General features: G+C 69.9%; 12 protein-coding genes. 4 read left to right on the forward strand and 8 right to left on the reverse strand.

Going from position 1 to position 11,835, the window contains the following annotated elements; all coding sequences use genetic code 11:
- The gene (locus tag I6J71_RS33070; protein WP_204090430.1) at positions 1 to 666 is read right to left on the reverse strand and encodes a response regulator transcription factor; all 666 of its coding nucleotides are present in this window, start codon (positions 664 to 666) and stop codon (positions 1 to 3) included.
- Between the two features lie 343 nt (positions 667 to 1,009).
- Here I6J71_RS33070 and I6J71_RS33075 point away from each other — a divergent pair, with 343 nt between their 5' ends.
- The 4 genes from I6J71_RS33075 (at position 1,010) to I6J71_RS33090 (ending at position 4,335) form a co-directional block, all read left to right on the forward strand.
- Entirely contained in the window at positions 1,010 to 1,738 is a 729-nt protein-coding gene (locus I6J71_RS33075) for an amino acid ABC transporter ATP-binding protein (protein WP_204097359.1), read from the forward strand.
- Positions 1,739 to 1,817: 79 nt separating this feature from the next.
- A complete protein-coding gene (locus tag I6J71_RS33080; RefSeq protein ID WP_204090431.1) occupies positions 1,818 to 2,732 on the forward strand; it encodes a glutamate ABC transporter substrate-binding protein in 915 nt (304 codons plus the stop codon).
- 77 nt (positions 2,733 to 2,809) lie between these two features.
- Entirely contained in the window at positions 2,810 to 3,457 is a 648-nt protein-coding gene (locus tag I6J71_RS33085) for an amino acid ABC transporter permease (protein WP_204090432.1), read from the forward strand.
- Positions 3,454 to 4,335 (forward strand): amino acid ABC transporter permease, encoded by an 882-nt coding sequence (locus I6J71_RS33090; RefSeq protein WP_204090433.1) that lies wholly within the window; start codon positions 3,454 to 3,456, stop codon positions 4,333 to 4,335. The genes I6J71_RS33085 and I6J71_RS33090 overlap by 4 nt, the downstream gene beginning before the upstream one ends.
- A 3-nt stretch (positions 4,336 to 4,338) precedes the next feature.
- Here I6J71_RS33090 and I6J71_RS33095 read toward each other — a convergent pair whose 3' ends face one another.
- From I6J71_RS33095 to I6J71_RS33125, 7 genes are all read right to left on the reverse strand, one after another.
- A complete protein-coding gene (locus tag I6J71_RS33095) occupies positions 4,339 to 5,424 on the reverse strand; it encodes a DUF4037 domain-containing protein (protein ID WP_204090434.1) in 1,086 nt (361 codons plus the stop codon).
- 462 nt (positions 5,425 to 5,886) lie between these two features.
- Positions 5,887 to 6,999 (reverse strand): amidohydrolase family protein, encoded by a 1,113-nt coding sequence (locus I6J71_RS33100; RefSeq protein WP_204090435.1) that lies wholly within the window; start codon positions 6,997 to 6,999, stop codon positions 5,887 to 5,889.
- A 138-nt stretch (positions 7,000 to 7,137) separates the two neighbouring features.
- Positions 7,138 to 7,737, reverse strand: coding sequence for a hypothetical protein (locus tag I6J71_RS33105; RefSeq protein WP_204090436.1), 600 nt, complete (start codon positions 7,735 to 7,737; stop codon positions 7,138 to 7,140).
- Between the two features lie 24 nt (positions 7,738 to 7,761).
- Positions 7,762 to 8,508 (reverse strand): succinate dehydrogenase/fumarate reductase iron-sulfur subunit, encoded by a 747-nt coding sequence (locus I6J71_RS33110; RefSeq protein WP_204090437.1) that lies wholly within the window; start codon positions 8,506 to 8,508, stop codon positions 7,762 to 7,764.
- Positions 8,505 to 10,424, reverse strand: coding sequence for a fumarate reductase/succinate dehydrogenase flavoprotein subunit (locus I6J71_RS33115; RefSeq protein ID WP_204090438.1), 1,920 nt, complete (start codon positions 10,422 to 10,424; stop codon positions 8,505 to 8,507). The genes I6J71_RS33110 and I6J71_RS33115 overlap by 4 nt, the downstream gene beginning before the upstream one ends.
- Positions 10,425 to 10,488: 64 nt before the next feature.
- Positions 10,489 to 11,319: a hypothetical protein gene (locus tag I6J71_RS33120; protein ID WP_204090439.1), complete on the reverse strand. Its 831-nt coding sequence runs from the start codon at positions 11,317 to 11,319 to the stop codon at positions 10,489 to 10,491.
- Positions 11,316 to 11,603 (reverse strand): hypothetical protein, encoded by a 288-nt coding sequence (locus I6J71_RS33125; protein ID WP_204090440.1) that lies wholly within the window; start codon positions 11,601 to 11,603, stop codon positions 11,316 to 11,318. The genes I6J71_RS33120 and I6J71_RS33125 overlap by 4 nt, the downstream gene beginning before the upstream one ends.
- Positions 11,604 to 11,835 lie beyond the last annotated feature (232 nt).

The raw sequence follows: 11,835 nt of genomic DNA on the forward strand, positions 1-11,835 counted from the left end.
TCAGCCCCGTCCGCCGAGGCGGTAGCCGACACCGCGGACGGTCTCGATCAGGGCGGGCCGCCCAAGCTTCGTGCGCAGCGTCGCCACGTGCACGTCGAGCGAGCGGCTCTCGGCCGCACCGCGGTGGCCCCACACCTCCCTGAGCACGTGTTCGCGCGAGCACACCGAGCCGCGCGCGCCGGCGACGAGCGCGAGCACCTGGAACTCCTTGCGGGACAAGGCGATCGACTGCCCGTCCACGAGCACCTCATGGCGCGCCAGGTCGATCTTCACGTCGCCGACCTCGATCACGGGCGCGGGCGCGTCGGCGCGTTCGCCCCGGCGGCGCCGCACGGCCTCGACGCGGGCCAGCAACTCTTCCACGTCGTAGGGCTTCACGAGGTAGTCGTCGGCGCCCGCGCGCAGCCCTTGCACCCGGTCGTCCACCTCGCCGCGCGCCGACACCACGATCACGGCGACGTCGCTGACGGCGCGGATGCGGCGGCACAGCACCACGCCGTCGACGTCGGGCAGCCCGAGGTCGAGCAGCACGACGTCCACGTCGTGCACGCGGTCCAGCACGCCGGCGCCCGATGCCAGCCGCTGCATCTCCAGCCCGCGCCTCGTCAGCGCGGGCACGAGGGCGCCCGCGACCCGGTCGTCGTCCTCAACCAGCAGCACCCGCACCGCTCGCCTCCCCGGTGATCCAGCCCACGGTAGCGGGGAACTCTAGGGGGCACCCGACCGCGACCACGAACGGGCACAGCGGATCACCCACCGTCACCCTCGCGGGGTGCTCAGCGCGATTCCGAGGTGCATTCCTGGCTAGGCTGAGCTGCACAGATGGTCGCCGACCAGCCAGGACGGCGCCGCGATCCGATATGTACTTGAAACCCTAAGTATTGCTCAAGCCGCCTTTACAAAGGGTTCGATGCGAGTAGGTTTCCGCCATCGACGCGGGACCCGGTCCCGCAGGTGCCGGTGGTGAAGGAGCTCTGGAGGCCAGATGACCGCGGAGGTGGCGGCGCCGATGATCAAGGCGACCGCCGTGGACAAGTACTTCGGCGATTTGCACGTGCTGAAGGACATCAACCTCGAGGTGCCACGCGGCGAGGTCGTGGTGGTGCTCGGGCCGTCCGGCTCGGGCAAGTCGACGCTGTGCCGAGCGATCAACCGGCTGGAGCCGATCAACGCCGGGGAGATCGCCGTCGACGGCGTGCCCCTGCCGGCCGAGGGCAAGGCGCTCGCTGCGCTGCGCGCCGACGTCGGCATGGTCTTCCAGTCGTTCAACCTGTTCGCGCACAAGACGATCGTCGAGAACGTGATGCTCGCGCCGGTCAAGGTCCGCAAGCTCTCCTCGGCCGATGCGCGCAAGACGGCGATGGAGCTGCTCGACCGAGTCGGCATCGCGAACCAGGCGGACAAGTACCCGGCCCAGCTCTCGGGCGGCCAGCAGCAGCGCGTGGCCATCGCCAGGGCGCTCGCGATGCACCCGAAGGTCATGCTGTTCGACGAGCCGACCTCGGCGCTGGACCCGGAGATGGTCCAGGAGGTGCTCGACGTGATGACCGGCCTGGCCAAGGACGGCATGACCATGCTCGTCGTCACCCACGAAATGGGCTTCGCCCGCCGGGCCGCCGATCGGGTGATCTTCATGTCCGACGGCGAAATCGTCGAGGACGCCACGCCCGAACAGTTCTTCACCCAGCCGAAGAGCGACCGGGCGAAGGATTTCCTGGGCAAGATCCTCACCCACTGACACCGAGTTTTTCCCGGCACCTGCCGTACCCGGCGGCTTCGGACCAGCCGTACCGACGACAGATACAGGAGACAAACCAATGAGGATCCGCACCCTCGCGGCAGGCCTGCTCGCCGGCGGGCTGCTGCTCACGGCCTGCGGCAAGGAAGGCACGCCCGCGGCGCCGGGCGGCGAAGCCAGTGGCACGAACACCGCCGCGCTGCCGACGTACACCGTCGCGCAGAACGTCGACCTGCCCGGCTCGGCGACCTTCGCCAAGATCAAGTCGGCGGGCACGGTGACCATCGGCGTCAAGGACGACCAGCCGGGCCTCGGCCAGAAGGACCCGACGACCGGCAAGTTCGAGGGCTTCGACATCGAGATCGCCCGGATGATCGCCGCCGGACTGGGCGTGGCGCCGGACAAGATCAAGTTCGTCACGGTCGACTCGGCCGCGCGTGAGCAGGCCATCTCCAACGGCCAGGTCGACTACTACGTCGGCACGTACACGATCACCGACAAGCGCAAGCAGCAGGTTTCGTTCGCCGGGCCGTACTTCCAGGCCGGCCAGGACCTGCTGGTGCGTGCGGACGACACCTCGATCACCGGCCCGCAGACCCTGAAGGGCAAGAAGGTCTGCTCGGTGACCGGGTCGACCCCGATCCAGCGCGTACGCGAGCAGGGCCTGACCGAGCCCGCCAACATCGTCGAGTTCCAGAAGTACTCGCAGTGCGTGGACAAGCTGAGCACCAAGGAGGTCGACGCCGTCACGACCGACGACGCGATCCTCAAGGGCTTCGCCGCGCAGGACCCGTCGTCGTTCAAGGTCGTCGGCAAGCCGTTCTCGCAGGAGCCCTACGGCATCGGCCTGAACAAGGACGACAAGGTGCTGCGCACCAAGATGAACGAGCTGCTGCAGACCAGCCTCGACGACGGCACCTGGCAGAAGATCTACGACGCCACCCTCGGCAAGTCCAACGCCTCCGCGACGAAGCCGACCATCCAGCCCTACTGACGCACCTCCGCGGCCGGTGGACGGGGTGCCCGTCCACCGGCCGTGCCACGTAAACCTACGGACGCGGGGAAGGCTCCATGGACGTCCTGTTCGACAATCTGGACCTGTTCGGTCCGTTCTTCCTGCGCACGATCGAGCTGTTCCTCATCGCCGGCGCCGGCAGCCTGGTGTTCGGCACGATCCTGGCGATGCTGCGGGTGAGCCCGGTGCCGGTGCTCCGCGCGATCGGCACGACCTACGTCACCGTCGTGCGCAACACGCCGCTGACCCTGGTGTTCGCGTTCTTCGTGTTCGCATACCCCTTGCTCGACATCGTCTCGCTCGACTACTTCACGTACGCGGTCGTGGCGCTGACGGTGTACACGTCGGCGTTCATCTGCGAGGTGGTGCGCTCGGGCATCAACACCGTGCCGGTCGGCCAGGCCGAAGCGGCCCGCGCGCTCGGCCTGACCTTCGGCCAGATCCTCGGCCAGGTGGTGCTGCCGCAGGCGCTGCGATCGGTGGTCCCGCCGCTGATCAGCACGCTCATCGCGCTGCTGAAGAACACCACCATCGCCAGCGGGTTCTCCGTCGCGGAGGCCGGCGCGATCCGGCAGTACATCTCCGAGCGCGGCGACAGCCAGCTGGTCGCCCTCCTGTGGGTGGCGCTCGGGTTCATCATCCTGGTCGCCGTGCTGTCGCTCGTGCAGCGCAGCCTGGAGAAGCGCTGGAGCGTGGCCCGATGAGCACCGTCCTGTTCGACACGCCGGGGCCGAAGTCGCGGGCCCGGCACCGGCTCTACGCCGTGCTCGGCATCCTCGTCGTCGTCGCGCTGATCGCCTTCGTCGTCTACAGCTTCGCCGCCAGTGGTCAGTTCGCCCCGCGCAAGTGGGAGTGGCTGCAGTACGCGCAGGTGCAGTCCGACCTCGCCAGTGCCGTGCTCGCCACGCTCGAGGCCTTCGCGCTCGGCGCCGTGTGCGCGCTGATCTTCGGCGCGGTGTTCGCCGCCGGGCGGCTCTCCGAGCACACCTGGGTGCGCGGGATCTCGACGTTCGTCGTCGAGTTCTTCCGCGCGATCCCGCTGCTGATCCTGATGTTCCTGTTCTACTACGGCCTCCCGACGGTGGGCGTCGACACCTCGCCGCTGTTCGCCGTGGTGCTCGGTTTGACGCTGTACAACGGTTCCGTGCTCGCGGAGGTCTTCCGCGCGGGCATCAACGCACTGCCGAAGGGCCAGTCGGAAGCCGCGTACGCGCTCGGCATGCGCAAGACGCAGGTGATGTTCACGGTGCTGCTGCCGCAGGCCATCCGCGCGATGCTGCCATCGATCATCAGCCAGCTGGTGGTGCTGCTCAAGGACACCGCGCTCGGGTTCCTGGTCACCTACCCCGAACTGCTCTACTACGCGCGCTACATCGGCTCGCAGGGCGCGTTCGGCCGGCCGATCGTCCCGTCGACCATCGTGGCGGCCGCGATCTACATCGTGCTGTGCCTGCTGCTGACCGCGCTCGCGACGTGGGTCGAGCGCCGCAACCGGCGCAGCAAGAAGCGCATCGAAACCACCGACACCAAGGCGGAGCAGATCGCACTGGGCGCCGCGACGGGCCAGGCCGGGCCGCTCTGACCGTCACTCCCGAAGAAGCCCTCGCGCCTCCGGTGCGGGGGCTTTTTCGTGCTGCGGCACCGGTTCGGCCAGGCCGCGGGCGACCGCCCGCGCCCGCTCGGGGCGCCCGAGTACGTCGGTGCTGTCCACCCACTGGTCGACGGCCCCGACCGCGCCCGGGCAGAGTGCGTCGGCGAAGCGGGCGGCGTCGAGGACGCGGTAAGGGCGGCTGTGGAAACCGCGAGTGCGAGGCTCGAGGGGTGGTGTGAGGCCGAGCTGGTTGTGGTGTGCCGCAACGGTTTCGTACGCATCGGCCAGGTGGGTTTCGCGCGTGGGCCACGTGGTCGCGGCCAGGGCGCCGGTGAGGTGGGGAGTCAGCGTCGGCGCGATCGGCAGCCGAGCGAACGCGCTGCCGAGCCACTTCGAATACGGCGGGTACCGCCGGGCCATCAGCAGGCACAGGCGCATGAGGTCCCGCACGAGCCGCGCGGCGACGACGGCGGACCCGAGCTCGTCGCCGGCTTCACCGCACCGCCCGACAAACGGTTCTTCCTGCGCGACGCGCTGCCACTGGCCGGCGAGGACCTCGCGCCAGACGTCGTCCGGATACCACGCCAGCGCGGCGCGCACCGGCTCGAGCCGGCCGAGCCCGTCGTGGAAGACGCCGCCCGAGGTGAGTTCGGCGAGGGTCTGGGTCGGGGTCGCGAGCCAGTCTGCGCGGGAAATCGGCACCGTCGGCACGAAACCGAGGTACGCGCCGAAGAAGCGGTCGACGTCGGCGACCTCGACCGCGTGGCGCACCGGCCCGTCCGCGGGCGCCCGGCGGCGGATGGCGTCAACGGGGTTGCCGGCGAAGTGGGTGGAGTAGCCGAGGAACTCACGCGGTAGTTCGCGGGAGAGCAGCTCGTCGAGACCGGCCGGCTCGGTGACGAACACCTGCAGCCGCGGGCCCCAGTCGTGGTCGGTGGAGCGTTCCGTGTCGAACCCGAGAACCTCGGAGCCGCGCCCAAGCAGCGCAGCCGAATACGGCACCCCACGCCGCTCGAGGATCGGCCGCACCGCCTCGTCGTGGAAGCGGCGCGCGAGCTCCAGCCCGGGGAGGAAGACCACGCCGGCGAGTGTGGCGGGTCCTTCGGTTTTGGGGCCAGCGATTTTCACCCGGACGAAGCGACCAGTTGTCCACAGAGGCGCCTCGATGGCTGTGCACAGCCCGAATTTCGTCGGTGTGGAGCGATAGACTGGACGTGGGGACGCCCCCTAGGGAGGGCGGGGGCTGTGTCCGCCGGGCCGTGTCCGCCGGCGTTCGCCCATCGAGGCCTGCCCGCCGCGGGATTGCTCGACGCCGTTCGTCGGCCGGGGTTCGCCCTCCCAGGAAGTACTCGCCGCGACGAACTCCGCCAGGATTGCGCAGTGGGATTCGCACGCTGCGGAGGTGCCCCACGGAACTGCCCGCCGGACGCCACGGACCTACCCCACGGAACTGCCCGCCGGACTTCCCACGCCACGGACCTGCTCCCCACGGGACTGCCGCCGAGACGCGGGCGCGGACACGCAGCCCGGAGCCGCAGCTGGTCAGCCGTGCACGAGGTGGCCCGCTTGCCAGACCGCGCGGATGCGGCCGGACAAGTCGGTCACGTCCACTGCCGCGCCGTGGAGCAGGACGAGATCCGCGCGCAGCCCGGGCGCGATGCGGCCGCGGTCAGGCAGGCGGAGGAGACGGGCGGCGTCGCTCGTGGCGGCGCGGAGGGCGCGCGCCGGGCCGAGGCCGGCGGTGGCGAGGAGGCGCAGTTCGGTCAGCAAGTCGACATGGGGACGCGGCGCGAGGTCCGAGCCGGCGGCCACGGGGACGCCCGCTTCGAGCGCGAGGGCCACGGAGCGCCGGTGCGCGGTGGCGTGGTCGGGCGGGATCGGGGCAAGCGTGGAGACGTACCAGCAGCCGTGGTCGCGCATCGCGGTGATGGCAGCCTCGTCCAGGAACACGCCGTGTTCGATGCTGCGGGCGCCGGCGGACGCGGCCGCCGAAGCCGCCGCCGCGGTGTGGGCGTGGGCGAGCACGTCGCGACCCGCGCGGCGAGCCTCGTCGGTGACGGCGTGCAGTTCCTCGTCGGTCGGACAGATGTCGTGGCCGGAAGCCAAGGCTGCCATGGCACCGCCGGCGCTGAGCTTGATCCAGTCGGCGCCGGCGCGAACCATGCGGCGCACCGCGGCTCGGGCTTGGTCCGGGCCGTCGAACACGGCGTCGGGCAGGGCGGGGTCGGCGATGCGGTCGAGGCGGCCCGTGTCGGCGTCCCACCAGTCGCCGAGGCCGCCGGTCGGTGACAGCTGCCGCAAGCTGACGAGCAGGTCTGGCCCGGCGATCCACCCTTCGCGCAATGCGTGCTTGAACCCCGCGTCGGCACCCCATGCGTCGCGAACCGTGGTGACGCCGCGCGAAAGCAGCCGCCCCAACACGAAGACCGCTTCGAGGATCCGCGTGCTGCGCGGAAGTCCTTCGCCGCGGGGAAAAGCGACGTGCGCGTGACAGTCGATCAGCCCGGGCAGCAGCAGTCCGCCACCGCCGTCCCACGGCTCCGGTCCGTCCACATCGGATCCCGCAGCGGCGATCTCAGCGCCGGGCACGAGCACGTTCGCCGCTTCGGCCACACCGGAATCGGGATCGAAGACCCGCACGTTCTTCAACAGCACAGCCGCGACCCTGACGAATCACCGAGGAAATCCGTCGGTCATTCAGGCCCTCCACCGCGCATCCACGATGTCCACCGTGGAGGGTTCGGGCCCGCCTCAAACCGGCGCGGACCTCACGAACTTCCGGTGGCGGCCGGCTCAGCCGCCGAGCTCCACCGCCGCCGGCGCGACCGTCTCCTCGGCCGGCGCGGCGAGGTCCGGTTCGCGGTCGACCGCGGCGCGCGCGAGGCGCGTGACGTCGTCGACCCAGCGGCCCGTCGCTGCGTCCGGCTCGCCGATCCGCGCGAAACCCCGCTCCAGCAAGCCGTTCGCGTCGTCGACGCGGCCGCGGGCGACGGCCTTGACCGCGCCGAGTGCGTTGGCCAGTGCGCTCGCCGGACGCGACCACTCGCCTTCGCGGGCGTGCCCGGCCGGGTCACCGCTCCCGGGCTCGGCGGCCGCGGACGCCTCCCGAAGTTCGAGGTCCGGCCGCCAGAACAGCGGCACGCCCGAGAAGCGCACGAACAGCAGCCGGCGTTCGCGGGAGCGGAAAAAGTCCGGCGACGTGCGCACGGCGGCGACCGGCCGCACGTGCTCCAGCACCGTCCGGACGTCACGGGTGCACGCGGGCACGCGCCCGTCCGGCACCACCCACTCGACGTCGATGTCGCTGAACGCGTCCGCTGTGCCCGCGGCGAGCGAACCCCGCAGCCGCGCGCGAACCCGGGCACGCGGCCGCGAGCGCGCGCACGACGGCATCGGCGAGCTGCGCCCGCGACGGCGTCACCGGCGGAACAGCTTGTTGCCCAGCCAGACGATCGGGTCGTACTTGCGGTCGGCCACGCGTTCCTTCATCGGGATGAGCGCGTTGTCCGTGATGTGGATGCCTTCGGGGCAGACCTCGGAGCAGCACTTGGTGATGTTGCAGAATCCGAGCCCGTGCTCGTCCTGCGCGGCGTCACGACGGTCGGCGACGTCGAGCGGGTGCATCTCCAGCTCGGCGATGCGCATGAGGTAGCGCGGGCCGGCGAAGCTCTCCTTGTTCTCCTCGTGGTCGCGCACCACGTGGCAGGTGTTCTGGCACAGGAAGCACTCGATGCACTTGCGGAACTCCTGCGACCGCTCGACGTCCACCTGCTTCATCCGGTACTCGCCCGGCGCCAGGTCCTTCGGCGGCGTGAACGACGGGATCTCGCGCGCCTTCGTGTAGTTGAACGACACATCGGTGACGAGGTCGCGGATCACCGGGAACGTGCGCATCGGTGTCACCGTGACGACCTCGTCCTCGGTGAACGTCGACATGCGCGTCATGCACAGCAGCCGCGGTTTGCCGTTGATCTCGGCCGAGCACGACCCGCACTTGCCCGCCTTGCAGTTCCAGCGCACGGCCAGGTCCGAGGCCTGCGTGGCCTGCAGCCGGTGGATGATGTCGAGGACGACCTCGCCCTCGTTCACCTCGACCGTGAAGTCCTGCAGCTCGCCGCCGGTCTCGTCGCCGCGCCACACCCGGAAACTGGCCTTGTAGCTCACGCGTTCCTCCCGGAGTGGTTCTCCAGCTCGGCGTCGGTGAAGTACTTGCCGAGCTCGTCGAGCTCGAACAGCTCCAGCAGGTCCGGCCGCAGCGGGATCTGCTCCTCCTCCACCACCTCGACGCCGGGTACCACGGGATTGTCCCCCGCAGTCGCCGAGCACACCAGGAGCTTGTGCCGCCAATCGGCGTCCATGCTCGGGTAGTCGTCGCGGGTGTGCCCGCCCCGGCTCTCCGTGCGCAGGAGCGCCGCGCGGGCCACGCACTCGCTGACCAGCAGCATGTTGCGCAGGTCGACCGCCAGGTGCCAGCCCGGGTTGAACTGCCGGTGCCCCTCGACGGTCACGCGGTGCATGCGTTCGCGGATCTCCCCGAGCTTCTCGAGCGCCTGTCGGATCTCCGGCGCACGGCGGATGATGCCCACGAGGTCGTTCATCGACTGCTGCAGCTCGGTGTGCAGCGAGTACGGGTTCTCCGCGACACCGTTGGCGGGCGGGTCGAACGGTGCGAGCGCCATCTTCGCCGCCGCGTCGACGTCGGCGTCGGACACCTTCGGCCGGTTGTCGCCGAGACCGTCCACGTAGGACGCGGCGCCGAGGCCCGCGCGCCGGCCGAACACCAGCAGGTCAGACAGGGAGTTGCCGCCGAGCCGGTTGGAGCCGTGCATCCCGCCGGAGCACTCCCCCGCCGCGAACAGGCCGGGCACGCTCGCCGCGCCTGTGTCCGGGTCGACCTCGATGCCGCCCATCACGTAGTGACAGGTCGGCCCGACCTCCATGGCCTCCTTGGTGATGTCGACGTCGGCCAGCTCCTTGAACTGGTGGTACATCGACGGCAGCCGGCGCCGGATCTCCTCGGCGGGCAGCCGGCTGGCGATGTCGAGGTATACGCCGCCGTGCGGGGACCCGCGGCCTTCCTTGACCTCGCTGTTGATCGCGCGCGCCACCTCGTCACGGGGCAGCAGATCGGGCGTGCGGCGGTTGTTGTCCGCGTCGGTGTACCAGCGGTCGGCTTCGTCCTCGCTGTCCGCGTACTGGCCCTTGAACACGTCGGGCACGTACTCGAACATGAACCGCTTGTCGTCGGAGTTCTTGAGCACACCGCCGTCACCGCGGACGCCCTCGGTGACGAGGATGCCCTTCACGCTCGGCGGCCACACCATGCCCGTGGGGTGGAACTGCACGAACTCCATGTTGATCAGCTTCGCGCCGGCGCGCAGGGCGAGCGCGTGACCGTCGCCGGTGTACTCCCACGAGTTCGACGTGACCTTGAACGACTTGCCGATGCCGCCCGTCGCCAGCACGACCGCGGGCGCCTCGAACAGCACGAACCGGCCGCTTTCGCGCCAGTAGCCGAACGCGCCCGAGATCGCGCCGTCGTCGAGCAGCAGCTCGGTGATCGTGCACTCGGCGAAGACCTTGATGCGGGCCTCGTAGTCGCCGTACTGCGCGAAGTCCTCCTGCTGCAGCGAAACGATCTTCTGCTGCATCGTGCGGATCAGCTCGAGCCCGGTGCGGTCACCGACGTGCGCGAGCCGCGGGTACGTGTGCCCGCCGAAGTTGCGCTGGCTGATCCGCCCGTCGGCCGTGCGATCGAACAGGGCGCCGTAGGTCTCGAGCTCCCAGACGCGGTCCGGTGCCTCCTTGGCGTGCAGCTCGGCCATGCGCCAGTTGTTGAGGAACTTGCCGCCGCGCATGGTGTCGCGGAAGTGCACCTGCCAGTTGTCGTTCGGGTTCGCGTTGCCCATCGACGCCGCGCAGCCGCCTTCGGCCATCACGGTGTGGGCTTTGCCGAACAGGGACTTGCACACCACCGCGACGCTGAAACCGCGTTCGCGGGCTTCGATCACCGCGCGCAGACCGGCGCCCCCGGCACCGATCACCACCACGTCGTAGCTGTGCCGTTCGACCTCGGTCATGTCAGGAGCCACCTCGGAGCTGGGACGCCGTTGTCTTTCACTGCTGGAAAAGAGGGTGCCGACGCTAGCCGACGAAACGCAGATCCGCGATCGCTCCGCTCGCCACCAGCATCACGTAGAGGTCGGTCAGCACGAGTGTGCCGAGCGTCGTCCACGCGAGCGCCATGTGCCGGGTGTTGAGCCTCGAAACCTGCGTCCACACCCAGTACCGGACCGGGTGCTTCGAGAAGTGCTTGAGCCGCCCTCCGGTGACGTGCCGGCACGAGTGGCACGACAGCGTGTACGCCCAGAGCAGCACCACGTTGGCGACGAGGATGATGTTGCCCAGGCCGAAGCCGAACCCGGTGGGGCTCTGGAAGGCGACGATGGCGTCGTAGGTGTTGACCAGCGAAACGACCACCGCGACGTAGAAGAAGTACCGGTGCACGTTCTGGACGATCAGCGGCAACCGGGTCTCGCCCGTGTAGCGCTCGTGCGGCTCCGCCACCGCGCACGCGGGCGGCGAGAACCAGACGGACCGGTAGTACGCCTTGCGGTAGTAGTAGCAGGTGAGGCGGAACCCGAGCAGGAACGGCAGCACCAGGACACCCAGCGGCAGCCAGCTCGGGAAGTCCCCGAACCAGTGCCCGAAGTGGCTCGCGCCCGGAACGCACGAAGTGGACACACACGGCGAGTAGAACGGCGTCAGGTAGTGGTAGTCGGGCACCCAGTACGCGGTGCGCACGAACGCCCGGACCGTCGCGTAGACGATGAAGGCGGCGAGCCCCAGCACGGTGAGCAGGGGTTGCAGCCACCACCGGTCGGTACGCAGCGTCCGGTCGGCCAGCAGCGCGCGCCCCGGAGAGCGGACGCCGGTGCCGGCCCGGCTGACGTCGTTGTCAGCGGGGGCGCTCACCGCTGGTCGCGCTTGTAGCCACCGACACCTTCGTCATCGGCGCCTTGCCACAGCGCCGGGTCGTAAGGCGTATCCGGTACGGGGACGCGGTCGACCGGTTTCGCCTGCGCGGGCACCGCGTGCGGGTGCCCGTCGAGGTCGGCGGTGTCGATGTCGAGCCGTTCGACGTCGTTGGCCAGCCGGCGCACGGCCGACGCGTCGCCGTACCGAGAGCGCAGGGCGCCCACGCACTGCCGCAACTGGCCGATGGTGCGCCGCAGTTCGGCGAGCTCTGTGGTGGACATCGGGAGCCTCCCTGTTCGGTGGGGCTGACAGGAGCCGGGTGACGATCACATCGCCACTTACGACTCTGCCTCTCGTTGTGCACTGTGACAAGTAGCACACTCGTCCGACCTGGAGTGATCAGGGTCACCTGTGGGAGTTCTCTGAATCGATTTTGATCTGCGGACGAAGACCGGTTACCGTGCTACTCGTCACGTTCCTGAGACGCCAGCGCTGCCGTCCCGCGGACCCCAC

Source organism: Amycolatopsis sp. FDAARGOS 1241, from assembly GCF_016889705.1.
GTDB lineage: Bacteria > Actinomycetota > Actinomycetes > Mycobacteriales > Pseudonocardiaceae > Amycolatopsis.

Coding starts and splice junctions, on each gene's coding strand:
- I6J71_RS33075 (WP_204097359.1), top strand. CDS start 1,010: ATGATCAAGGCGACCGCCGTGGACAAGTACTTCGGCGATTTGCACGTG.
- I6J71_RS33080 (WP_204090431.1), top strand. CDS start 1,818: ATGAGGATCCGCACCCTCGCGGCAGGCCTGCTCGCCGGCGGGCTGCTG.
- I6J71_RS33085 (WP_204090432.1), top strand. CDS start 2,810: ATGGACGTCCTGTTCGACAATCTGGACCTGTTCGGTCCGTTCTTCCTG.
- I6J71_RS33090 (WP_204090433.1), top strand. CDS start 3,454: ATGAGCACCGTCCTGTTCGACACGCCGGGGCCGAAGTCGCGGGCCCGG.
- I6J71_RS33105 (WP_204090436.1), bottom strand. CDS start 7,737: ATGCCGTCGTGCGCGCGCTCGCGGCCGCGTGCCCGGGTTCGCGCGCGG.
- I6J71_RS33115 (WP_204090438.1), bottom strand. CDS start 10,424: ATGACCGAGGTCGAACGGCACAGCTACGACGTGGTGGTGATCGGTGCC.
- I6J71_RS33125 (WP_204090440.1), bottom strand. CDS start 11,603: ATGTCCACCACAGAGCTCGCCGAACTGCGGCGCACCATCGGCCAGTTG.